Raw genomic sequence first — 21,975 nt, 5'->3', positions numbered from 1 at the left:
GGCCGGGTGCCCCGCGAGGGGCTCGTCGACGAGATGCGGCGCCTGAGCGGCGAGCTCGTCGGCCTGCTCTGAGCCCGGTGCCCGCCGGCCGCGACCGGCACCCCCCGTCAGACCCGCCCCGTCGACCCCCGGCATCAGCGCCGGCATTCGACGCCACACGCCCGCCGGACCCCATCAGATCCGCCCTCGTCGACCCGCCAGAGCCCAACGGGCGCCCGCCCGATGCGGCCCAGCCGCGCCGACGGGGCGGGCGCGACGGAGACCCTCCTCGGCCGCTCGAGGGGGAGGACCCGGTTCCCGGGCCCCGCGCACCGGACGCCTCGCCCCCGGCGCCTCCCGTTCACGCGCCGCTCATGACGCGCTCGGCCTCTGGTAGCGCCGCACGGTGAGGGGCGCCGCGACGACCACGACGACGAGGCAGCCCAGCACGGCCCACCGCAGGTCACCGGCGGTCCCCGTCCCGGCCGTCCCGTCCAGGGCGTAGCGCAGGGCACTCACCGTGTAGGAGACCGGATTGTGCTCGGCGAAGACCTTCAGCCAGTGCGGCAGGGTGGCGATGGGCACCATCGCATTGGACAGATAGCACAGGGGGAACAGGAGGATCGTGTTGAAGCTCGTGACCGCCTGCGTCGACGGGAAGAGCGTGCCCAGCAGGAGGAAGAGCCACGAGATCGCCCAGGCGCAGCCCGTGGCCAGGACGACCGCGCCGAGGCCGCCCCACCAGCCGCCGCCCGGCCGGTAGCCCATGACGACGCCGGTGACGAGGGTCAGGGCGCTGCACACGCCGTAGCGCAGCAGATCGGTCGTCATCGGGCCGAGCAGCGGGGCCAGCCGCGACATCGGCATGGCGCGGAAGCGGTCGAAGACCCCCTTGTCCATGTCCTCGCGCAGGTCGACCCCCACGCTCTGGCAGGTGGTGAGCACATTGGTCATGATCAGCCCGGGCACGAGGATGGGCAGGTAGCTCCGCACGTCGCCGCTGATCGCGCCGCCGAGCAGCTCGCCGAACATGACGGTGAACAGGACCGGCTGGATGAGGACGTCGAAGAACTCCGCCGGGGTGCGCAGCATCGTGAGCCACGAGCGCCACGCCATGGCGGCGGTGTCGGACGCCAGGCGGGACTCGGCGAAGCGGCGGGCTCGCGGGCGGCGGGTGCGGGTGGTCAGCAGGCCGGACGGGGGCCGGACGATGGTGCTCATGCGATCTCCTCGGTGTCGGTGTCGGCGGCGGGCGCGTCGTGGGCGTCAGGGGCGGGGTCGTGGCGGGTCAGGGCGAGGAAGACCGAGTCGAGGCTGGGCCGGTCGACGGAGACGGACACGGGGGCGAGGCCCTCCTCGCGCAGGGCCACGAGCACGTCCGTCGCCGCCGCGGAGGCGTCCTCGGGCAGGGGGACGTGCACCCTGCCGGCGGTGCGACTGGCCGGGGCGTCCTCCCCCGTGAGCGCGGCGATGATCCGGACCGCCCGCTCCTCGTCGGCGGGGGCGGGGAACGTGAGGACGAGCGTGGAGGAGCCCACTGCGTCCTTGAGCTCGTCGGCGGTCCCCTCGGCGATCATGCGCCCGTGGTCGATGATGCCGATCCGGTCGGCCAGGCGGTCGGCCTCCTCGAGGTACTGGGTGGTGAGCAGGACCGTGGCGCCCCGGGCGACGAGGCCCTCGACGACGTCCCACATCTGCTCGCGGGTGCGCGGGTCCAGCCCCGTGGTCGGCTCGTCCAGGAAGATCAGGGGCGGCGCGGCGACGAGGGAGATCGCCAGGTCGAGGCGACGGCGCATCCCGCCCGAGTAGCCGTGGACCTGCTTGCCGGCGACGTCGGCGAGGGCGAAGGCCGCCAGGAGCTCGTCGGCCCGGGTGCGGCAGTCGCGGCCCGACAGCCCGGTGAGTCGGGCGAACAGGCGCAGATTCTCGGCGCCGGTGAGGTTCTCGTCGACGCTCGCGTACTGGCCCGCGACGCCGATGGCGCTGCGCACCCGATGGGGCTCGCGAAGCAGGTCGTGCCCCATGACGCTCGCCTCGCCCGCGGTGGGGCGCAGCAGCGTGGTGAGCATCCTCACCACGGTGGACTTGCCCGCGCCGTTGGGCCCCAGGAGCCCGTAGACGGTGCCCTCGGGCACCCTCAGGTCGAGGCCGTCGACGGCGATGAAGGACCCGAAGCGGCGCCGCAGGCCTCGGGCCTCGATCGCCAGGGGGGCGGGATCGTGCGGGGAGCCGTCCGGAACCGTGCCCCTGGACTGCGTGATCGGTGTTGTCGTGCTCATGGCCCCCACACTGGCCGGCACCGCTTTCACGGCGCTTTCACCCCGCTTCCACCGGGCGCGGGCCCGGGCCGGGAGCCCCACCGGGACGATACCGGTCAGCGCTTCGGCCTCCTCGGGCGCGGGTCCGGATTCCGCCTCCTCGGCGCCGAGATCTGCTCGGCCGCCCCGCCCGCGGGTCCGGGCCGGGGAGCGGCCGTGGAGGAGCGGCCCGGTCGCCAGTACGCTGACTCTGACGGGGCGCGCTGAATCGGGCGGAGCGCCGTCGCCGCGTGGAAGGAGCACCGATGAGCGACACGGCACCGGGGAGCACCGCATCAGTCGGCACCGGTCCGCCGGCCGGGGCGCCCGCGCTGGTGGACGTCGGCTGGCTCGCCGAGCACCTGGACGAGCCGGATCTGGTGGTGCTCGACGCCACGATGGGCCCGGCGCCGTCCTCGCCGCGCATCCCGGGCGCCCGATGGTTCGACCACGACGTCGCCATGGCCGCGCCCGGCTCGGATCTCCCGCACACCCTGCCGGGCATCGAGCGCTTCCAGGAGCAGGTGCGCCGCCTGGGCGTCGACGACGCCAGTCACGTCGTCGTCTACGACGGCACGGGGATCCTCTCGGCGCCCCGGGCGCGGTGGATGCTGCGCCAAGCCGGCCACCGGCGGGTCAGCGTGCTCGACGGCGGCCTGCCCGCCTGGTTGGACGCCGGCGGCCCCACCGAATCCTGGCCCGCCGGAGCCGATCCCCACGAGGGGCCCGAACCGAGCGACTTCACGGCGAGCGGCTCCTTCGGGCCCGCCGTCGTGCCGATGGAGGAGCTGGCGGGGCTGCTGGCCGACCCGGGAGTCACCGTCGTCGACGCCCGCTCCCACGAGCGCTTCACCGGAGCGGTGCCCGAGCCCCGCCCCGGCCTGCGCGCCGGCCACATGCCCGGCGCGGTCAACCTGCCCTTCACCGAGCTGCTCGTGGACGGGCGCACCATGCGCGGGCCCGCCGAGCTGCGCGCGGTCCTCGACGCCGCGATCCCGGCGGGCACGCGGCCCGTGGCCTCCTGCGGCTCCGGGGTGACGGCGGCCGTCGTCCTGCTCGCCTTGGAGCTCATCGGGCGCGACGGACTGCTCTACGACGGCTCGTGGTCGCAGTGGGGCGGCCCCGACGGCGGCGAGGTCGTGACGGGCGAGGGGTGAGCCGCGGCGCAGGCGTCCTTCCCGGGCCGGCTCAGACGACGGTCCCGCTCCCCCGCGCCCTTCGCCCAGGTGCCCGGCCGGACGCGCCCGCGTCATCGAGGGAACCCGCCCCCGGGCCCGGGGCGCACGCGGCACCCGGGATCGCCACCTCCCGATGACGGCCGGGCCCCGCCGACGTCCCACGCCGGAACGGTGGGGGCCGGCGGGGCGCATGCCCGGCCGGCCCCCACCACCGACGGGAGGCCGATCAGGCGGGGACGGTGGTCGCGTCCTCCCCGCGCCGGGCGACGCCCTTGAGCGCCGTGACGAGCAGGGCGGCGACGAGGGCGCCGACGACGATGGCCAGCACGAAGGCCCAGAAGCGGTCGATGGCGAAGAACACGAAGACGCCGCCGTGCGGGGCCTTCGAGGCCGCGCCGAACGCCATCGACAGCGCGCCGGTGACGGCACCGCCGGCCATCATCGAGGGGATGACGCGCAGCGGATCGGCGGCCGCGAACGGGATGGCGCCCTCGGAGATGAAGGAGGCGCCGAGCAGCCAGGCCGCCGTGCCGTTCTCGCGTTCGGCGGCGGTGTAGTACTTCGGACGCAGGGTCGTCGACAGCGCCAGGGCCAGCGGCGGCACCATGCCGGCGGCCATCGTGGCGGCCATGACCTTCATCGAGCCGGTGTTGGCCACGTTGAGGTTCGTCGTGGCGAACAGATAGGCCGCCTTGTTGACCGGCCCGCCCAGATCGAAGCACATCATGAGGCCGAGGATGACGCCCAGGATCACGGCCGAGGCCCCGTTCATGCCCGACAGGCCGTTGTTCATGGCGGTGGTCAACCAGGCCAGCGGCCGCCCCAGCACGACGTACATGAGACCGCCGGAGACGAGCGAGCCGACGAGCGGGATGATCACCACCGGCATGAGGCCGCGCAGCCAGCGCGGCGGATTGAAGGTGGTGAACCAGTGGGCGACGAGGCCGCCGACCAGGCCGCCGACGATGGCGCCGATGAAGCCCGCGCCGGTCAGCGAGGCGACGGCGCCGGCGACGAAGCCGGGCGCGATGCCGGGGCGCTCGGCCAGGCCGAAGCCGATGTAGCCGGCCAGCGCCGGCAGCAGGAAGCCGAAGGCCGCCTGGCCGACGGCGTAGAGCACGGCGCCGATGTAGGTCATGATCGGCCAGCCGAACAGGGCGTGCTCGGTCGGGGACGGAAGATTCGCCAGGCTGTTGTTCAGCGCGATGTCCCTGCCGTCCGAGGCGATCTCGTAGCCGCCGAAGAGGAAGCCCAGGGCGATGAGCAGGCCGCCGGCCGCGACGAAGGGGATCATGTACGAGACGCCGGTCATGAGCGCCTGCTGGATGCGCTTGCCCCAGCCGATCTGGGACTTCTCCTCCTCGGCGTCCGCGCCCGCCTCGGCGACGGCCCGCACCCTGTGGGCGTGCGGGTCGTCGATGGCGGCGAGCGCCTCGGCCACCATGGCGTCGGGCTCGTTGACGGCTCGTTTCACACCGGACTCGATGACGGGCAGGCCGGCGAAGCGGTTGCGGCCCTTGACGCCCACGTCGGTGGCGAAGATGACGGCGTCGGCGGCCTTGATGACCTCCGGCGGCAGGGGCTCGTAGCCCGAGGAGCCCTGGGGCTCGGCCCGCAGGTCGATGCCGGCCTTCTGCGCGGACGCGGTGAGGTAGTCGGCGGCCATGTAGGTGTGGGCGATGCCGGTGGGGCACGCGGTGACGGCCACGACGCGCGCCGCAGCGGTCTCGGACTGGGCCTGGGGCTCGACGACGCCGCGCACCAGGGTGACGATCGTGTCGGCGTCGGGCGCCTCGCGCAGGGACTGCACGAAGTCCTTCTTGACCATGGCGCGGGCCAGCTTGGTGAGCAGCTTCATGTGCTCCTCGCCGCCGTCGGCGCCGGCCGCGATGAGGAAGACGACATCGGCCGGGCCGTCCTTGCCGCCGAAGTCGACGGGCCTGCTCAGCCGGGCGAAGCCCAGCGAGGACCTGCTGACGGCGGCCGAACGGCAGTGCGGGATGGCGAAGCGGCCGGGCATGCCCGTGGGGAACTTCTCCTCGCGGGCCAGCGCGTCGCCCGTCAGCCCTTCGGCATCGGCGCGCCCGGCCGCGGCGATGATGCCGGCCAGGGCGGTGATGACCTCTGTCTTGGTCGAGCCGAGATCGACGTCGAGGGCGACGATCTCCGGCACGATGATGGATTCGGACATGAACATTTCTCCTAACCAGAGCGTATTCACGAAATGAGTTGCATCCAGGGGCGCGCTTGGGGCAGGACCCGGTCGTCGATCGCGGCGTCATTCGGCGGCACCGGCTGCGGTGTCCGCCGGTGACGGCGGTGGGCGGCACCGTCCGGGGACGGTGATGGAGGGAGCGCCGCCGGGGCGGCGTTGTGTCAGATCGCGGTGACGCCGACCCGCACCTGCGAGGCCAGCTCGGGGTCGGGAATGGTGGATCCGGGCAGGCCCGCTGCGGCCGAGCCCCAGGCGACGGCCCGTGCCAGGGCCTCGTCCTCGCCGTCGGCGCCGGTGAGCCCGATGAGCAGGCCCGCCAGCGAGGAGTCCCCCGCGCCGACGGTGGAGCGCACCTCGACGGGTGCGCCGACGGCGTGCCAGGCGCCGCCCGCGGTGACGAGCAGAGCGCCCGCACCGCCGAGCGTCACCATGACGCGTTCGATGCCCCTGGCGATGAGGCCACGGGCCCCGGCGAGCACGGCGCCGAAGTCGCCGTGGGAGGCGGCCTCCTCCATGGCGTCGCCGTCTCCGCCGCAGATCTGGGCGAGCTCGGTGGAGTTGGGCTTGACCAGGTCGGGGGCCGCGCCCGGCAGCGCGTCGGCCAGGGCGGCGAGCGGGGCGTCCGAGGTGTCGACGGCGATCCTGGCGCCACTGGGCCGGACGGCCCTGACCATCCGCGCGTACCAGTCGGCGGGCATGCCGGGCGGCAGCGAGCCGGTCATGACGACCCAGTCGGCCCCGGCGGCGGCCTCGAGCACGGCGGCCTCGAGGGCCTCGCGCTCCGCCGCGTCCAGCTCGGCGCCGGGCTCGTTGAACTTGGTGGTGGTGCCGTCGGGCTCGGTGATGGTCAGGTTCGTCCGCACCGGATGGCCCACCAGCACCTCGCGGTGGGCGATGCCACTGGCCGCCATGCCCTTGAGCAGCTGGTCGTGCTCGGAGGCGGGGACGACGGCCAGCGTCGGCACGCCGGCGCTGCGCAAGGCGCGCGAGATGTTGACGCCCTTGCCCGCCGCGACCGTGGTGATGCCGGCGAGGCGGTGCACCTGGCCGCGGACGATGGGCACGGACAGACCGGCGGAGCGGTCGAGGCTCGGGTTGGGAGTGACTGTGACGATCATGCGCAGACCACCTTCAGGTCCTTGTTCCGGATGAGTTCGAGCTGTCCCTGCGGGATTCCAGTATCGGTGACGAGGACGTCGATGTCGTCGAGCATGGCGAACCGCACGGTGGACTCGGCTCCGATCTTGCGGGAGTCGGCCAGTACGACGACCGTGTGGGCCGCCCCGATCATGGCGGTCTTGGTGGCCGCCTCGTCCACGTCGGGGGTCGACAGGCCGTGCTCGGCCGACAGCGCATTGGTGCCCATGAAGGCCACGTCGACGCGCAGGCGCCCGAACTCGCCGGTGTTGCCGACGGTGGCGGCCGTCGTACCCCGCAGACGTCCGCCGACGAGGCGCACCTCGCAGCTCGTGCGCGCACCGGTCAGGGCGGCGATGGGGGCCGAGTTCGTGAAGACGACGAACCGCGAGTCGGCGGGCAGGTGAGCGGCCAGCCGGCCCACCGAGGAGCCGGCGTCGAGCAGGATGGTGCCGCCGTCGGCCGGCAGCTCGTCGATCGCCCGGAGGGCGATGAGTTCCTTCTGCTCGACGGCCGAGGCGTCGCGGGTGTCGAGCGGGGCGTCGCCCAGCTGGTCGAAGCCGGCGGGAATGGCACCGCCGTGGACGCGCCGCAGCAGCGCCCTGGCGGCGAGCTGGTCGAGGTCGCGGCGGATGGTCTCGGGGACGACGCCGAGCCGCGCGGAGGCCTCGGTCACCGAGACGCGGCCGTTCTGGCGCGCGTGTTCGACGAGCCACTTGCGACGTTCCTGCGGGTACATCCGCCCACCCCCTTCCGTCATGGATCGGCCGCGGGTGCGGCCTCGTGGCGATGGAGTCGTCCGCCGGCCCGTGCAGATGGCGATCACCGCAGCCCTGTCGATGGTCGCCCGTCGCCCTGCGACAAGCCGAGTGTTGTTATGAGTCGGACTTTAGCGACAATCTTGAGGAAACGCTACCCCTTACCCGACACAAACTCACTTATCCCAACATCGATCTGTCGTCCCAGGGCATCGGCCCGCCCATACGGCGGGATGATTCCGCCGAGAGCCTCATGGCGTCCGCCACGGCGCGCACGGCAGTGGGATCAGGTGGCCCGCTGCCCCGTTGAGGACACCGCTCAGCCGCCGGAGCCGTCAACGACCTGGTCGGCCGCCGGAGCCTTCTGCTCGGGCACGGCGTTCCACTGGTCGAAGATCAGATCACTGGCCCCGTCGGTCATCGAGATCGGCAGGCTCGTGCTCGGATCGATGACGAACTCGATGTTGTGGCCGTCCCCGATCACCCAGGTCTCGGCCCCGTCCTCGGTCGTACCGAAGCCGGAGCGGTCGATCCTGCTGGTGTCGAGGTCCTTCATGACGAGGTTGACGAGCGCACTCGGGGCCGTGGCCTGGCCGAGCTGCGCGCTGGCCTCGGCGCCGATCCTGACCCACTTGTCCTTGATGAGCTCGTACTGCTCGGAGGTGACCCTCGAGTCGGCCGACCAGTAGGCCTGGTTGCCGCGCACATAGGTGGCGCCATCGGCGACGGCGACCTCGATGAACTTGTCGCCCTCGGCGACCGTGGCGTACAGGTTCGACCCGTCGACGGTGCCGAGGACGTCGGCCGTGCGGGTCGTCCCGTCCTGGTCGATGCGCCAGGTGCCCGACACGTGCACCGACGCGGCCTGCGCGATGGCGTTGTTCATCTGCTCGAGGATCGTCTCGGAGGCGACGGTCGGGGTCGGGCTGGCGCTGGAGGCCGAGGTCTCACCGGCCGGGCCGTTCTCGGCGGAGCTGCAACCGGCGAGGCCGGTCACGGCGAGGACACCGGCCATGAGGGCCGCCGCGCAACGCGTCTTTCTCAATGCTTCTCCTCGTCCTTGCCGGGTCTGGATTCCCGTCTCCCGATCCTTCCACATCATCCCACCGGGCGCCGCCGATCGCCCCGGCGGGGCCCGGGCTCAACCCCTGTACTCGCGCACCGCCCCGCCCCGGATGTAGCCGACCAGGGCGAGCAGGACGATGAAGGCCAGGGTGCCCAGCGTCAGGGCCTCGAAGGAGGCGTAGGAGACGCCCGAGGCCTGCGAGAAGTCGTAGTCCATGCCGATGAGCGTCTCGAGCGTGCCGGGGAAGACGCTCACCCACGAGCCGAGCGCGACGAAGGCCGTCGTGACGGTGCACAGCGCGCAGAACACCCAGTTCGGGCCGGGCACGCGGAAGGGCCGCTCCACGCCCGGCTCCGACAGTCGCAGCTTCATGGCCGCCGGGATGACGATCAGATAGCTGAACAGATAGGTGGTGATCGAGACGCCGAGCACGACGTCGAACAGGGCGGCGCTCGAACCGGTCAGGCTCATGGCCGCGATCATGAAGGCCGTCGAGACGGCGCCCGAGAGCAGGTTGACGCGGACCGGGGTGCCGAGCCCGGGGTGGAAGCGGCCGAAGAAGCCGCCGAAGAACGAGCCGTCGGCGGCGGCCATGGCCTGCATGCGGTCGGACATGATCATCCAGGCGGCGCCCTGGCCGATGTTGGCCAGGGTGAACATGGCGACGGCGACCGTCATCATGGCCGGAGCGGCCGGGCCGTAGACCGAGAAGACGGCGGACACGGCGGCCAGCAGGCCCGAGACGCCGTCGATCCGGCTCGGCGGGACGACGAGCAGGATCGTCAGCACGGGGATCGTGTAGAAGACGCCGGCCATCGCCGAGGAGCGCAGCACCGAGACCGAGACGTCGCGCTGGGCGTTCTTCATCTCGCCCGAGGCGCTCGAGGAGCTCTCGAAGCCGAGGAAGGCGAACAGCAGCAGCGGGATGAGGGTGATGAAGCCCTCCCTGGTCGGGGCGAAGTCGGAGCCGGTCAGCGGCTGGACGCCGCCCCGGAGGCCGTAGACGATGGCGGTGATGACGAACAGGGCGATGAAACCGAGCTTGAAGAAGGCGCCCACCGTCGGGATCCACTTGGCCTTCGACAGCGACAGGATGGCGGCCAGCACGGTGATCCAGATGAAGCCGAGCTTGAAGGCGTAGTCGGGGCCGGAGCCCTCCTCGAAACCGACGAGGTAGGTGCGGGCGGCCTCGGCGTTGAGGAAGGCCATCGAGCCGCCCACCCACACGGGCTGGGTGATCCAGGTGAGGGCCGAGGCCACGGCCGCGGCCGGGCGCCCGAAGGCCCGGCGGGTCCACAGGTAGACGCCGCCCTCGCCGGGGAAGGCCGAGCCGGTCTCGGCGAAGATCAGGGCGTACGGGACGAGGAAGACGATGATGAGGAAGACCAGCCAGGTGAAGGTCTGGGGGCCCTGGGCCGACACCGAGCCCAGCATCTCGAGGCCGACGACGGCCGAGAAGATGAGGAAGACGATGTCGAAGCGGCCGAGGGTGCGCTGGAGGCGCCCGGTCTGCCGCTGAGCCAGGCGCGTATCGGCCGAGTGGCCGGCCCCGGCGGGCCGGTCCGTCCTGGTGACTTGATCCGCACTCGTCGTCACAGCTGCCCTCCCGGCCGCGCACAGCCGCTGCGCGCAGACCCGACTGCCCGGCCCGGGCGGGCCAGGACCACTGGGAAATCGTAGGCCCTGCGCGCGGCAGGAGGCGAACGGACCGCCAGGGTGGACGGCCCCGGCCAATGCGGACCCCGGCCGGTGGGCCTCGCCGCGGACGCCACGGACCGGGCCCCGAGGGCAGTGCCGCGGACCGGTCAGGCGGCGGGCCGGCCCACCGGCCCGGCCCGGGCGGGTTCGCTCAGCGGGCGATCCAGTGGATGCCGCGCGCGTCGAACCAGCTCTTGGCGGCGGCCTGCGCGGCGGCGTCGGCGTCGAACTCGACCGTCGCCACATGCACCGGGAAGATCTCCATGGTGGTCGTACGGCGGGCGGTGACGCGCGCGGCGAGACCGAGATCGGCGGCGATCCGGCCGAGGACGGTGCGGACGGAGTCCTGCTGGACGAAGAACAGATCGAGGGTCATGACCGGCTCCTGGACGTCGTTTCCGGTGAAGCTGGGACGGGCGCCCCGCCGCCGTCACGAGCATCGAACCATCGAGGAGAGCCGTCAGGCGAGGGCGCAACAGCACCGACAACAACGACCAGCGAGCACGGCCGACCACGGCATCCGCATGCGGGTCACCAAAAACACGGATGCGAGTCTAGACCACCGAGCGCCCGGGGCCAAGCAGGAGCCTGCGCGGCCGGGCACCACCGCGACCGAGATCGAAGGGGTCCCCAACCGGTCCGCCCGGCCCCGTCCGGAGCATGCCGCGGGGAGGGGCCGTTTCGAGGAATTCGCCGCCCAATGAGGTGAGAGGCGCCCGACAGCTCGACAGAACCACCCCGCCAAACGAACATCGCCGGAGCCCACGCGCCGCTCATCGGACAGACCCAGTACCCGACGGGGCGGTCAGGCCTCTACGATCAACTGCGAGGAGTCGATCCTGAGACGTCGATCGGCCTCTTCCGCCACTCCGGGATCATGAGTGACAATCACAATGGCAGATCCCCGCGACGCCAATTCGTGAAGCCCCTGCATGACGACAGAAGTATTGTGTGCATCAAGAGCACCTGTCGGCTCGTCCGCGAAAATAATCGGAGGGTTCATGGCAAGAGCCCGCGCAATCGCAACACGCTGTTGCTGACCCCCCGAGAGTTCATCGGGATAGACATCCGACAAGTTGGACATGCCAACCTGCTCAAGCATCGAAAGAACCACATCTCGTCTACGCCCCAGACCAGCCATCCGGGTAGCCAGTTCGACATTCCCAAGCACCGTCAGCGAATCAACAAGGTTATATTCCTGAAAAATGAACCCCATGCATTCACGGCGCACCGCAGCACGTACTCCCCGACTGCAATGCGTAACGTCAACCCCCTGAACCCGCACCTCACCCGAATCAACAGGTTCCAAGCCGGACAAGCAATACAGGAGAGTTGACTTGCCAGCCCCGAAGGACCAGTAACTGCCACGGTCTCCCCTGCCCTCACCTGCACAGAGATATCATGGAACACAACTATTCTCTTTCGTCCGCGCCGCAAGCCCCGATAATGCTTCGCAATACTGTCGGCCTCTATCGCGAGCGCATCTGCCCCGTTCTCCATCACGTTCAAGTTCGATCCTTCCCGTCCCATTCCAAGCCGGCACGGGCCGACGGGACACAATACTCATGCCGCCCACAACAGGCGCTTGACCAAGAACAACCCACGAGCTCCAACATCATCCAACAGGTCTCCGATGATGCCGCCACCCGTTGAACGCGTGCATGCCGACGAACAACAATGCGCACAAGAAACTCACAAGAATTCCTGCTGCGATGATCCACAATGGAACTGAACTGGGACTTACAAAATGACTTCCCGGGACAGGCCCTTCAGCCATTGCTCTCGCAATCATCAGCCCGTTGACCATCAATACCAAATAACAGATCAGGAAAGTACCAATGAAATAAATAACGAACTCCAACAGCATTCCACCCACCGACGCGACGGCTCCAAGCCCCATCATGCGGAGACGCGACAGATCAACCCACCGCTGACGATTCGTAGCAAAAACCACGCCGACTCCCGTAACCACAGTCACGAGCACTGAGCCACCGAAGAAAACCATCATCTGGCGAGGGGGACTGATCGAGCCACCGGCAATTCTCAAAATATTGGTAGTGTCAGTGATCTGATGGTCCATCCCGTAAATGGAACCAACAGCACCCCCGCTGACGAGCAGTGGAGCAACCATCGCTGAGGAATAAATGCTCCTGCGGATCACTGCGGCCTTCGCCAAGTAGATTCCTGCACCATCGCCAGTAGGAACGAGAAAACAAATCCCTCGGAAAATCATCTCGAACAGGGGTCTTCCAATGACGAGCGACACCATGACAGTAAGCAGAGCGCACCCCCAATAAGCTGAAAAGATTCCGGACAATTCCTCGAGATCGGATGTGGGCGACTGAACCGAAATTCCCCAATAAGCCACTGCAAGACCACCTATCATAAAGACAGCGAGAAGCAGCCGGAACAAGCTGATCCGTGTATGTCTGGCACTCATCGGGTGAATATTTATTGCTTCAATCGCCTCAATTCTCGTTGTCGCGCGCAAGTTCAAGACGCCAGCGGCAAAAGCAGCCGCAATACCACAGGATGGGCCTCCCCAGAGCGCTCCCACCGGCAAGGGCTCTGACAGTTTCGGAAAATCAGGCATCCCTGAACTCCTGATGAACTCACCGAAGGGTCTCCACGCAACCCATCCGAAAACAGCACCGAGGGCACAACCGGCTATTGCGCACACAAAAACCATCATCAAGATCAGTGTGGCGATTCTTTTCGTCGACACCCCCCGCCAACTGCCATTGCGCGATTTCAGCACGACTCATGCCGATCACCATTCGGATTATCACCGCAATACAAGCTATTCCCGCCACCGCAGTGAACCCTATCTGGATTCCGCCAATACTTGAGTACTCCTCTTGAACAGCCCCTCCAGAGGCCGCTCCAGCAATGGTCAACCCGAGAGCAAGAGTCAATGAGGCCGACGCCATCACTTCAACAAGGACAGCAGCGACCCACGTATCATAATTCTTTTTGAAGTAACCGAGCAGAACGGTTAGCAAGACCTCACCCGCAATTCGATGAACACCGAACCCATTTCACGTCACATGATTCTCCGGAGCAACATCACTGTCGTCGGCATGATGCTTGTTACAACAAGAATCCAGCTCAAGATATTTATCAGATATTTGCCAGTATGATCATCCGGCCATTTCTGCGATACTCTTTTTTCGTGCATATCCAGGATGGAAAGAAGAATTTTGTATCCATCAGACTTCAAAAATGGGAAGAGAATTAACAAGAATTCCTATTGTGGACAGTGCCACGACAAAAGCGACGACATCACTATGCACAAACTCGTTGAACCGGCGACTCAGTGATCGGTACTCCGATCACTGAGTCGCCGAGCGCTTCAATTAGCTCATTTCCCATTTGATCACTCGAAACCGCCATGTTCAAATGGCAGTGTAGACCTTCATCGCGACACCCATTAAGAATATTCACTACTCTTTCACTGGAATGAATTTTTGATAGGCTGGACCGAATCAAAGCTAAGTATAAGAAGAGAGAGATAGACCCGTATTCTTCTAAAAGTCTGATCCGGCGTGCCGCCTGCTGACGATTCTGTCCCAAAAACCCATTTGAGGTGAGAGTTATTCTTTTCCCCAACTCTCGTGATCTCTTGATCACCTCCAGCACCAGCTACCACCGCACAGAGAATATCTCACTCTTGGACAGATATCTCGTAGATTTAGGCTCCGATGAGAAACAGCAATGCGCACACCTCACATTACATTTTTGATCAATTATGAGTGCTAGAGATGTGGTCGCTGTTGACATATAATCATAACCCGTATGCTCGACAGCTTATCATGTCATGTCCCCACCCCAGTGGTTTCACTGATACATCGTCAGCATCCGCCTGAACCTGCAACAACACCGCAGGCGATAAAGTGCCATGCTCATCTTGGTCTGAGATGCCAACCGCCTTCTGGTCAACCCTGAAGATGTCCAAGAGCCTCGTCTCATTCATGCGCTGGGGGAATCATCTTCTGATCACATGCCGAAGTGTCTTTAAAGTCGTTCCTACCCATTTTAAATCCTTCTTTCTTTTTCTCCCAGCTCACAATCGATAACGACACCATTTACTACAAGATGTGACTGCACAAGATGTGACTGCGTAATCGATGATGACTGATTCAGTCATCGTTCGAGTGCTTCCCGGCTGTCAAGGGATCGCGTGCCACCCAGGCAAATCTCAGGGTCAAAGCCGCCAACCCCGATCAACAGTCACACATGCGCAGACTCAACCATGAGGTGGTGACGCGATCCCCGTGCCCAAAGGAAACACCATGTGACAAGCATGAACGCAATATCAGGAATTCTGGGGGAAGAGCCGGGACATCCCTGATCCGGCGACCCGGACCCACGCCAACCACGTACTCACCATCGAACAATGAAAAACTGAGGATTCACCCCAGGAGTCGAGGCTGTCACTAGACGCGCGGAACTCCGGTCCTAAGATCGTTCATGGATCAGATCATTACAGCCACGGGCGTCTTTCCGAAGATTATTTCGTCGACGATTCATCCGTGAAGAGAGATTCCCGTCCGCTCGCTTCCATCGCTGCGGAGCCATGCATGCTCCTGCCCCGCATGGCATCACGCGCACGGCGCAGCACAGACCCGTTGCCCTGACCCGTCCCGTCACGCTGACGGTCATCACCGCTGCTGATTCCTCAGTTGGCGTGGGCCCGCCGGTGACAGCATGGAAACCATCGGGGGGTGCTTCGAGGCCCGGGATGGCCGCCAGGTCGGCCGACCAATGGATCTCGCCCGGCAGGAGCCCGGCGCCGTGTTCTTCAATGCTCGTCCGACGGAGCCGCGCGGATCACGCGCCCCGGCGACAGCGACCGACTGGCCCTCGATGCCTCCCGCCAGCGCTGAGGTCGACTGGTACGTCGGGCCCCTGGGCGGCGAAAGGGCCGCCCAGGGGCCCGCACGACGCGGGATGAGAGAGGATCAGCCAGCGAACCGCTGCGGGCGGACATCATGACGTGAACGCCCCGCGGACGGGACGTTCACGTGTGACGCCTGTTCGCGCACCGGCAGACGCTCAGGGCTCGACGGTGACCTTGATGGCCTCGCCGGCGGCCACGACGTCGAAGGCCTCCAAGGCGTTCTCCAAGGGGACATGGCGGGTGATGAGGTCGGCGACGGGCACCTGGCCCGAGGCGATGTAGGCCAGGGCGCGCTTGTTGTGCTCAGGGGCCGAGCCGTTGGCGCCGTGGATGTGCAGCTGGCGGTAGTGCACCAGATTGGAGTCGCAGGTGATCGTCGGGCTGGTCTTGGGCAGCCCACCGAAGAACGAGATGCGCCCGTTGCGAGCGGCCATCGCCAGCGCCTGCTCCTGGGCCACGTTGGCCGGGGTGGCGGTGACGACGACGTCGGCGCCACGGCCGTCGGTGAGCTCCATCACCTTGGCGACGACGTCCTCGACCGAGCCGTCGATCGTGATGTCGGGCTTCACGGCGTCGGCCGACATGGCCAGGCGCTCGGCGTTGATGTCGATCATGACGACCGTCCCCGCCCGGTGGACGCCGCGGGCGATGCGGGTGTGCATGCAGCCGATCGGGCCGGCGCCGAAGATGACGACGAAGTCGCCGGCCTCGATGCCGAGCTGCTCCTGGGCGTTGATGGCGCAGGCGAAGGGCTCGGCGGCGCTCGCCTCGTCGTAGCCGACACCGTCGGGGATCTTGTTGAGGCCGTCGACCTTGAGCACCTCGGCCGGAACGATCATGTACTCGGCGAAGCCGCCGTCGTACTGGTAGCCGACGCTGGTCTGGTTCTGGCAGACCTGCATCCAGCCCTTCCGGCACTCGTGGCACTCGCCGCAGGGCACGGCGGCGATCGACTGGACGCGATCACCGATCCTCCAGTCGCCGGCCACCTCGGCGCCGATCTCGACGATCTCGCCGGCCACCTCGTGGCCCATCGTCGTGACGCGGGTGATGTTCTGGTGCCCGTTGTGGAAGATCTTCACGTCGGTGCCGCAGGTGGAGCAGTTCTTCACCTTGATCTTGATCTGGTCGGGTCCGCACTCGGGCTCGGGGACGTCCTCGAGCCGAACGTCCTCGGGGGCGTGGAAACGCAGTGCCTTCATTGTGTTCAGTCCTCCTCCGGTGCCAGGAGTTCCTGCACCTGTTCAACGGTGGTGGCGGTGCGCAGCTGCTCCGCCCTGTTCTTGTCGGCCAGCACACTCGCGAGTGCTGACATGATGCCGATGTGCTCGTCCGAGGCCGAGGCGATCGGGATGGCCACGTAGCACGTCTTGCCGTTCCAGTCGACGCCGTCGGGGAACTGCAGGAAGCCCAGGGCGGCGTGCCTGATGTGGGCGCGGGCCTCGTTGGTGCCGTGCGGGATCGAGAAGCCCTCACCCATGTAGGTGGACACCTGCCCCTCGCGTTCGATCATGCCGCCCACGTACTCGGGGCCGGCGGCGCCGACGTCGACGAGCGCCTGGCCCGCCTGACGGATGGCGTCCTGCTTGTCGACGGCCCGCAGGCCCAGCCTGACGGCCCGCGCCGGCAGGATGTCGGGGGCCAGCGACTTCTTCCGCCGGGTGGCGCGGGCCGCGGCCACGGCCACGGCGGCGTCGCCGTCGCCGGTCATGGGGCCGGGGGCCTGGGCCGGTTCGGCGGCGGCGTCCTCGTGGGCCGCCCTGATCCTCTCGGTGACCTGGGTGAAGACCGGGTCGCCGACGTAGTTCACGAAGGGGATCACGCTGGCCTGCGGCGACTGCTTGCGGGCGCGGTCGGCCAGGCCCTCCTGGGTCAGGACGACGGCGGCGTCGGCCGGGATCGAGTCGATCGGCGTGTGGACGACCTCGACGCCGTAGGGGGCCAGCCTCTTCTTCATGGTCGAGGCGACCATCACCGAGGAGCCCATTCCGGCATCGCAGGCGACGACGAGCTTGGCCAGACCAGCGGCCTCGAAGTCGTCGGCACCGGCCTGGGCGGTCTCGGCATCGGTCGCGGCCTGTGGCACGGCGCCGCCCTCCTCGTCCGCCGCGGCCGCCTCGTCCTTCTTCTTGTCGGGACGGATGAGCAGCGCCGCGACGACGAAGGAGACCGCGGCGGCGGCGAGGAAGTCGATGATCATCGGCAGATAGCCGCTGCGGGGGCACATGAGGAACCAGGCGATGATCGAGCCCGGGGAGGCCGGGCCGGACAGGCCGGCACCGAGCAGGGCTCCGACGGCCAGGCCGGACATGGCGCCCGCAACAGTGGCCAGGATCGTCTTCGGCTTCATGAGCACATAGGGGAAGAAGATCTCGTGGATGCCGCCGAACAGGTGGATGATCACGGCGCCGGGCACCGACTGGCGGATGTGCTTGGCGCCGAAGACCCAGTAGGCCAGCAGCAGACCGAGGCCGGGCCCCGGGTTGGACTCGACCATGAACAGGATCGACTGGCCGGCCGCCTGCACCTGCTCGGTGCCGAGCGGGGTGAGGATGCCGTGGTTGATCGCGTTGTTCAGGAAGAGCACCTTGGCCGGCTCGACGAGGACCGAGGCCAGCGGCAGCATGTGATGGCCGATGAGGAAGTCGACGCCGGAGGCCATCCATCCCATGAAGAGGTTGACCAGCGGGCCGATGCCCTCGTGACCGAGGATGGCCAGCAGCAGGCCGAGGATGCCCAGTGAGAAGTTGTCGATGAGCATCTCGAAGCCCGAGGGGATCCTGGCGTCGAGGAAGCCGTCGATCCTCTTGAGCAGCCAGGCGGCCAGCGGGCCCATCACCATGGCCCCGAGGAACATGGGGATGTCGGCGCCGACGATGACGCCCATCGTGGCGATCGCGCCGACGACGGCGCCGCGGGTGCCGTGCACCGTCCTGCCGCCGGTGTAGCCGATGAGCAGCGGAAGCAGGTAGTTGAGCATCGGATCGCTCAGTGTGACGAGGTTCTCGTCGGGGAGCCACCCCGACGACGTGAACAGGGCCGCCACGAGGCCCCAGGCGATGAAGGCGCCGATGTTCGGCATGATCATGCCGGCGAGGAAACCGCCGAAGCGCTGGATGGAGGCGCGGGCGCCCCTGCCCTCGGGGTTCTTGTTGACGCTTGCGTCAGGTAAGGACATGTGATCTCCCGGTAGACGTTGCCGCGAGCGGCAGGATCTGCATTGATCTGCGATTGGTAGATCTGTGTTCCATTCTGGTTCTGTGGTTTTATGTTGTCAACAGTCAACCGTGAGAATCTTTTTGAGTGATACCCAACACAATCGGGCATGGTCGGACGTGGCATGGGTCCGAGGGCATCGATACCGCGCGGCGCCCGCCGGGAACCGACCGGCCGGTGGCGAACGGCTTCGCACCCGCCGGAGGCACCCGAGCCATGACAGGCGCGGCGAGAGCCCGGAGAGCGATTCCGCCCCAGGCCCCGGAAAAGGTCCCGTCCCCACTCGCGCAGGGGAGGTTCCCCCGGCACGGTTCCCCGCACGGGAGCGGCATACCCACCCCCGCTCGCGCAGGGGAGGTTCCCGGCGCCGCCGGCGGACGGCACGTCGCGCGGATCCATTCCCGGCCGCGCACGCAGAGACGCGCAGAGAGCCGCCCCGGCGGGTCCGCCGGGCCGCGGTCACATCTCGATGGCGCGCGGTCTGGGCGGGCGGCGGTAGCGGCTGTAGTCGACCTCGCCGCCGGGGCCGGCCAGGAAGACGCGCTGGACCTCCTCCCGGACCTCGGTGAGCTCCGCCAGCAGCTCGGTCATCTGGTCGAGCTTGCGCTGCATCCGGTCGAGCTCGTTGCGCATGTCGATGATGCGCCGGACGCCGTTGAGGTTGATGCCCTCCTCCTGCGACAGGTGCTGGATCAGGCGCAGCCGAGAGATGTCGCGCGGCGAGTAGCGCCTGCCCCGGCCCTTGGCGCGGCGGGGCACGACCAGGCCCATGCGGTCATAGCCGCGCAGAGTCTGCGGGTGCATGCCGGTCAGGGAGGCCGCCACCGAGACGGTGAAGATCGGGGCGTCCGGATCGATGACCTGGGGCAGTCTGTCCTCGAACATCGTTCACCTCTTCGTCGCCCGCGCGGCCATGCCGGCCCTCGGGTCCGGCTCGCTGGCCGCCTCGACGTATCCCCGGAGCGCGCTGCGCGCGGCGTCCGACAGGTGCGCGGGCACCTGCACCTCGACGGTCACGAGCAGATCGCCGCGTCCGCCTCCGGGTCTGCCGACGCCCTTGCCGCGGGCGCGGAAGGTGCGCCCGTTGGGGGTGCCCGCCGGGATGCGCAGACGCACGTCGCCGCCCTCCAGGGTGGGCACCTCGATCTCGGCGCCGAGCGCGGCCTCGGCGTAGGTGATCGGGGCCGTGACGGTGAGGTTGTCGCCGCTGCGGCCGAACAGCGGGTGCGACGCGACATGAACCAGGACGTACAGGTCCCCGGGGTCCCCGCCGTTCTCGCCCTTGCCGCCCTTGCCCTTGACGCGGATGCGCCGCCCGTCGGTGACCCCGGCGGGGATGCGCACCTGCATCGTGCGCTGGCTCTTGGCGCGCCCCGAGCCGTGGCAGCTGGTGCACGGGTCGTCGACGATCATGCCGCGGCCGCTGCACGTGGGACAGGGCTCGGTGAGGCCGAAGACGCCCTGGGCACTGCCGCTCTGCACGCCCGAGCCCTGGCAGTTGGGACAGACGCGCGGGACCGTGCCGGCCTTCGCACCGGTACCGCGGCAGACCGGGCAGGCGTCGTCCGAGACCATCTGCATGCCGACCGTGGTGCCCTTGACGGATTCGAGGAAGGTGATCGAGACCTCGCCCTCGACGTCGGCGCCGCGGCGTGGGCGGCGGGCTCCGGTGCGGCGGGCCGTCCCGCCGTTGAACAGGCCGCCGAACAGATCGCCGAGACCGCCGTCGCCCATGCCGCCGGTCATGTTCCGGAGGACGTCGTTGACGTCGGTGCCGCCGGCGCCACCCGCGCGGTTGAAGCGGAAGCCTCCGCCGGCACGCAGCTCGTCGTACTCCTTGCGCTTGGCGGGGTCGGACAGCACCTCGTTGGCCTCGGACGCCTCCTTGAAGCGCTCCTCGGCCCTCCTGTCACCCGGATGCTGGTCGGGGTGGTTCTCGCGGGCGATCCTGCGGAACGCCTTCTTGATCTGCTCGGGCTTGGCGTTCTTGGAGACGCCGAGGGTCTTGTAGTAGTCCTTCTCGAGCCAGTCCTTCGTACTCATCGTGGTGGCGCCTCCTCACTGCGTCTCGCAACAATCCTGGTCCACTGGCGGGCGCCGGCCCTAGTCGCCCGCCGGCTCGTCGCCGGTGTCGTCCTCGGCGCAGTCGGTGGCATCGGGCTCGGCCTCCTCGGGCCGCCCGGCCGCCTCGCCGGTCGGCACGGCCACGACGACGCGCGCCGGGCGGATGACCGCTCCGGCCAGCTCGAAGCCCTTCTGCACGACCTCGTGGATGCTCATCTCACCGTCGCCGGGCACGGGCATCTGCATGAGGGCCTCATGGCGGCGCGGGTCGAACTCCTCGCCGGGCTCGCCGAAGGCGGTCAGCCCGTGCCGGCTCGAGACCTTGCCCAGCTCGTCGGCGACCAGCTTGAAACCGCCGGTCAGTTCGCCGTGGGCCTCGGCCTGGACGATGGCGTCCATCACCGGCATGAGGTCCCGGACGACCGACTCGACGCCCTGGTTGCGGGCCACGTCGCGGTCGCGCTCGACGCGTTTGCGGTAATTGACGTACTCGGCCTGCAGCCGCTGCAGGTCCTCGGTGCGCTCGGACAGCTCGGCCCGGGCCGCGGTCAGCGGATCGACCGGCTGGGCCTGCGGCTCGTCCTCGGCCTCCTGCGCAGCCGGCTCCGGCTCGACGGCCGTGTTGTCGGCGGTCCTCGCCAGGAATTCCTCGGGGGTGAGACCGGCGAACTCCTCATCGAGGCCTTCGGCGGGCTCGTTCTGCTCGGCGCCCGGATCGGGAGTCTGGGTCATTGTGTTCGCTCCTCATGGCGGTTGCACCGGGACGACGCCCGGTGCGGCCGCGCGGGGACGGGCCCGCGCGGCGGGTGGCTCTTCACGTTCTGGTTCTGCTCTGTCCGGCCTGCCGGCCGGTGCGCGTATGGTACCGGGCCGGCGGTCCGGGGAGACCGTCCGGGTGACGGGACGGTCTCCCCCGCGGCCATCGGGCGCCGGGGCCGGCCCCGGCGGGCCGCGCACTCGGTCACGTGTCGTGGTCGACGATCTCGGCGTCGACGACGTCGCCGGCGGCCCCGCCGGTGTCGGCACCGCCGGCCGAACCGGAGTCCCCGGCGGGGGCCGATGCGGCGGCCGCCTGAGCGGCCTGGTACATGGCCTGGCCCATGGCCGAGGCCTTCTGGTTCAGGTCGTCCATGGCTGCCCTGACCTCGTCGTCGTTGTCGGTGCCCTTCAGGGCCTCCTTCAACTTCTCGACGGCCTCGGTGACCGGCGCCTTCACGTCGTCGGCGATCTGCTCGCCGTTGTCGGCCAGCAGCTTCTCGGTGCGGAAGACCAGCGCGTCGGCCTCGTTGCGCATCTCGACGGCCTCGCGGCGCTTCTTGTCGGCGGCCTCGTTGGCCTCGGCATCCTTGACCATGCGGTCGATCTCGTCCTTGCTCAGGGCCGAGCCGCCGGTCACGGTCATGGATTGCTCCTTGCCGGTGGCGGTGTCCTTCGCGTAGACGTGCACGATGCCGTTGGCGTCGATGT

At 68.4% G+C, this 21,975-nt stretch carries 17 protein-coding genes and 1 pseudogene; 2 read left to right on the top strand and 16 right to left on the bottom strand.

Going from position 1 to position 21,975, the window contains the following annotated elements; all coding sequences use genetic code 11:
* Window positions 1–351 precede the first annotated feature (351 nt).
* A complete protein-coding gene (locus R2N01_RS07280) occupies window positions 352–1,200 on the bottom strand; it encodes an ABC transporter permease (protein WP_316669939.1) in 849 nt (282 codons plus the stop codon).
* Window positions 1,197–2,258 carry an ATP-binding cassette domain-containing protein gene (locus R2N01_RS07275; protein ID WP_316669938.1) on the bottom strand — a complete coding sequence of 354 codons (1,062 nt, stop codon included), beginning with the start codon at window positions 2,256–2,258 and terminating at the stop codon, window positions 1,197–1,199. The genes R2N01_RS07280 and R2N01_RS07275 overlap by 4 nt, the downstream gene beginning before the upstream one ends.
* A 284-nt stretch (window positions 2,259–2,542) precedes the next feature.
* Between R2N01_RS07275 and R2N01_RS07270 the strand changes: the two genes are divergently transcribed.
* A complete protein-coding gene (locus tag R2N01_RS07270) occupies window positions 2,543–3,433 on the top strand; it encodes a sulfurtransferase (protein WP_316669937.1) in 891 nt (296 codons plus the stop codon).
* Window positions 3,434–3,680: 247 nt separating this feature from the next.
* On the opposite strand, the gene R2N01_RS07265 is transcribed toward R2N01_RS07270, so the two are convergent.
* From R2N01_RS07265 to R2N01_RS07230, 8 genes and pseudogenes are all read right to left on the bottom strand, one after another.
* Window positions 3,681–5,645, bottom strand: coding sequence for a fructose-specific PTS transporter subunit EIIC (locus tag R2N01_RS07265; protein WP_316669936.1), 1,965 nt, complete (start codon window positions 5,643–5,645; stop codon window positions 3,681–3,683).
* 185 nt (window positions 5,646–5,830) lie between these two features.
* Window positions 5,831–6,787 carry a 1-phosphofructokinase family hexose kinase gene (locus tag R2N01_RS07260; RefSeq protein ID WP_316669935.1) on the bottom strand — a complete coding sequence of 319 codons (957 nt, stop codon included), beginning with the start codon at window positions 6,785–6,787 and terminating at the stop codon, window positions 5,831–5,833.
* Window positions 6,784–7,545, bottom strand: a complete 762-nt coding sequence (locus tag R2N01_RS07255; RefSeq protein ID WP_316669934.1) for a DeoR/GlpR family DNA-binding transcription regulator — start codon at window positions 7,543–7,545, stop codon at window positions 6,784–6,786. The genes R2N01_RS07260 and R2N01_RS07255 overlap by 4 nt, the downstream gene beginning before the upstream one ends.
* A gap of 338 nt (window positions 7,546–7,883) precedes the next feature.
* The gene (locus R2N01_RS07250; protein WP_316669933.1) at window positions 7,884–8,609 is read right to left on the bottom strand and encodes a hypothetical protein; all 726 of its coding nucleotides are present in this window, start codon (window positions 8,607–8,609) and stop codon (window positions 7,884–7,886) included.
* A gap of 96 nt (window positions 8,610–8,705) precedes the next feature.
* A complete protein-coding gene (locus R2N01_RS07245; RefSeq protein WP_399553255.1) occupies window positions 8,706–10,154 on the bottom strand; it encodes an APC family permease in 1,449 nt (482 codons plus the stop codon).
* Between the two features lie 325 nt (window positions 10,155–10,479).
* Complete coding sequence (locus R2N01_RS07240) at window positions 10,480–10,704, bottom strand: hypothetical protein (protein ID WP_316669930.1); 225 nt, start codon at window positions 10,702–10,704, stop codon at window positions 10,480–10,482.
* 429 nt (window positions 10,705–11,133) lie between these two features.
* Window positions 11,134–11,664, bottom strand: a pseudogene (locus R2N01_RS07235) (ABC transporter ATP-binding protein); the annotation flags it as partial.
* Window positions 11,665–11,943: 279 nt separating this feature from the next.
* Entirely contained in the window at window positions 11,944–12,921 is a 978-nt protein-coding gene (locus R2N01_RS07230; protein ID WP_316669929.1) for a hypothetical protein, read from the bottom strand.
* A gap of 13 nt (window positions 12,922–12,934) precedes the next feature.
* On the opposite strand from R2N01_RS07230, the gene R2N01_RS07225 reads away from it, so the two are divergent.
* Window positions 12,935–13,177: a hypothetical protein gene (locus tag R2N01_RS07225; RefSeq protein WP_316669927.1), complete on the top strand. Its 243-nt coding sequence runs from the start codon at window positions 12,935–12,937 to the stop codon at window positions 13,175–13,177.
* Between the two features lie 2,206 nt (window positions 13,178–15,383).
* On the opposite strand, the gene R2N01_RS07220 is transcribed toward R2N01_RS07225, so the two are convergent.
* The 6 genes from R2N01_RS07220 to R2N01_RS07195 form a co-directional block, all read right to left on the bottom strand.
* Window positions 15,384–16,430, bottom strand: coding sequence for a zinc-dependent dehydrogenase (locus R2N01_RS07220; protein WP_316669926.1), 1,047 nt, complete (start codon window positions 16,428–16,430; stop codon window positions 15,384–15,386).
* 5 nt (window positions 16,431–16,435) lie between these two features.
* Window positions 16,436–18,406, bottom strand: coding sequence for a PTS mannitol transporter subunit IICBA (locus R2N01_RS07215; protein WP_316669924.1), 1,971 nt, complete (start codon window positions 18,404–18,406; stop codon window positions 16,436–16,438).
* Window positions 18,407–18,903: 497 nt separating this feature from the next.
* Entirely contained in the window at window positions 18,904–19,329 is a 426-nt protein-coding gene (locus tag R2N01_RS07210) for a heat shock protein transcriptional repressor HspR (protein WP_316669922.1), read from the bottom strand.
* A gap of 3 nt (window positions 19,330–19,332) precedes the next feature.
* Window positions 19,333–20,487, bottom strand: coding sequence for a molecular chaperone DnaJ (gene dnaJ, locus R2N01_RS07205; RefSeq protein ID WP_316669921.1), 1,155 nt, complete (start codon window positions 20,485–20,487; stop codon window positions 19,333–19,335).
* Between the two features lie 60 nt (window positions 20,488–20,547).
* Complete coding sequence (locus R2N01_RS07200; protein ID WP_316669919.1) at window positions 20,548–21,240, bottom strand: nucleotide exchange factor GrpE; 693 nt, start codon at window positions 21,238–21,240, stop codon at window positions 20,548–20,550.
* Window positions 21,241–21,469: 229 nt separating this feature from the next.
* A partial coding sequence (locus tag R2N01_RS07195) for an Hsp70 family protein (protein ID WP_316669918.1) occupies window positions 21,470–21,975 on the bottom strand: 506 nt, incomplete at its 5' end.

Source organism: uncultured Propionibacterium sp., from assembly GCF_963539965.1.
GTDB lineage: Bacteria > Actinomycetota > Actinomycetes > Propionibacteriales > Propionibacteriaceae > Propionibacterium.
Note: the sequence above shows the minus strand (reverse complement) of the source record. Positions and strands in the feature narration are given on the sequence as shown.

Bases quoted from the DNA above. Each gene is read 5' to 3' on its own strand.
- R2N01_RS07220 (WP_316669926.1), bottom strand. From the start codon at position 16,430: ATGAAGGCACTGCGTTTCCACGCCCCCGAGGACGTTCGGCTCGAGGAC.
- R2N01_RS07230 (WP_316669929.1), bottom strand. From the start codon at position 12,921: ATGCCTGATTTTCCGAAACTGTCAGAGCCCTTGCCGGTGGGAGCGCTC.
- R2N01_RS07270 (WP_316669937.1), top strand. From the start codon at position 2,543: ATGAGCGACACGGCACCGGGGAGCACCGCATCAGTCGGCACCGGTCCG.
- R2N01_RS07275 (WP_316669938.1), bottom strand. From the start codon at position 2,258: ATGAGCACGACAACACCGATCACGCAGTCCAGGGGCACGGTTCCGGAC.
- R2N01_RS07210 (WP_316669922.1), bottom strand. From the start codon at position 19,329: ATGTTCGAGGACAGACTGCCCCAGGTCATCGATCCGGACGCCCCGATC.
- R2N01_RS07265 (WP_316669936.1), bottom strand. From the start codon at position 5,645: ATGTCCGAATCCATCATCGTGCCGGAGATCGTCGCCCTCGACGTCGAT.
- R2N01_RS07280 (WP_316669939.1), bottom strand. From the start codon at position 1,200: ATGAGCACCATCGTCCGGCCCCCGTCCGGCCTGCTGACCACCCGCACC.
- R2N01_RS07255 (WP_316669934.1), bottom strand. From the start codon at position 7,545: ATGTACCCGCAGGAACGTCGCAAGTGGCTCGTCGAACACGCGCGCCAG.
- R2N01_RS07240 (WP_316669930.1), bottom strand. From the start codon at position 10,704: ATGACCCTCGATCTGTTCTTCGTCCAGCAGGACTCCGTCCGCACCGTC.
- dnaJ (WP_316669921.1), bottom strand. From the start codon at position 20,487: ATGAGTACGAAGGACTGGCTCGAGAAGGACTACTACAAGACCCTCGGC.
- R2N01_RS07260 (WP_316669935.1), bottom strand. From the start codon at position 6,787: ATGATCGTCACAGTCACTCCCAACCCGAGCCTCGACCGCTCCGCCGGT.
- R2N01_RS07200 (WP_316669919.1), bottom strand. From the start codon at position 21,240: ATGACCCAGACTCCCGATCCGGGCGCCGAGCAGAACGAGCCCGCCGAA.
- R2N01_RS07215 (WP_316669924.1), bottom strand. From the start codon at position 18,406: ATGTCCTTACCTGACGCAAGCGTCAACAAGAACCCCGAGGGCAGGGGC.
- R2N01_RS07225 (WP_316669927.1), top strand. From the start codon at position 12,935: ATGAACTCACCGAAGGGTCTCCACGCAACCCATCCGAAAACAGCACCG.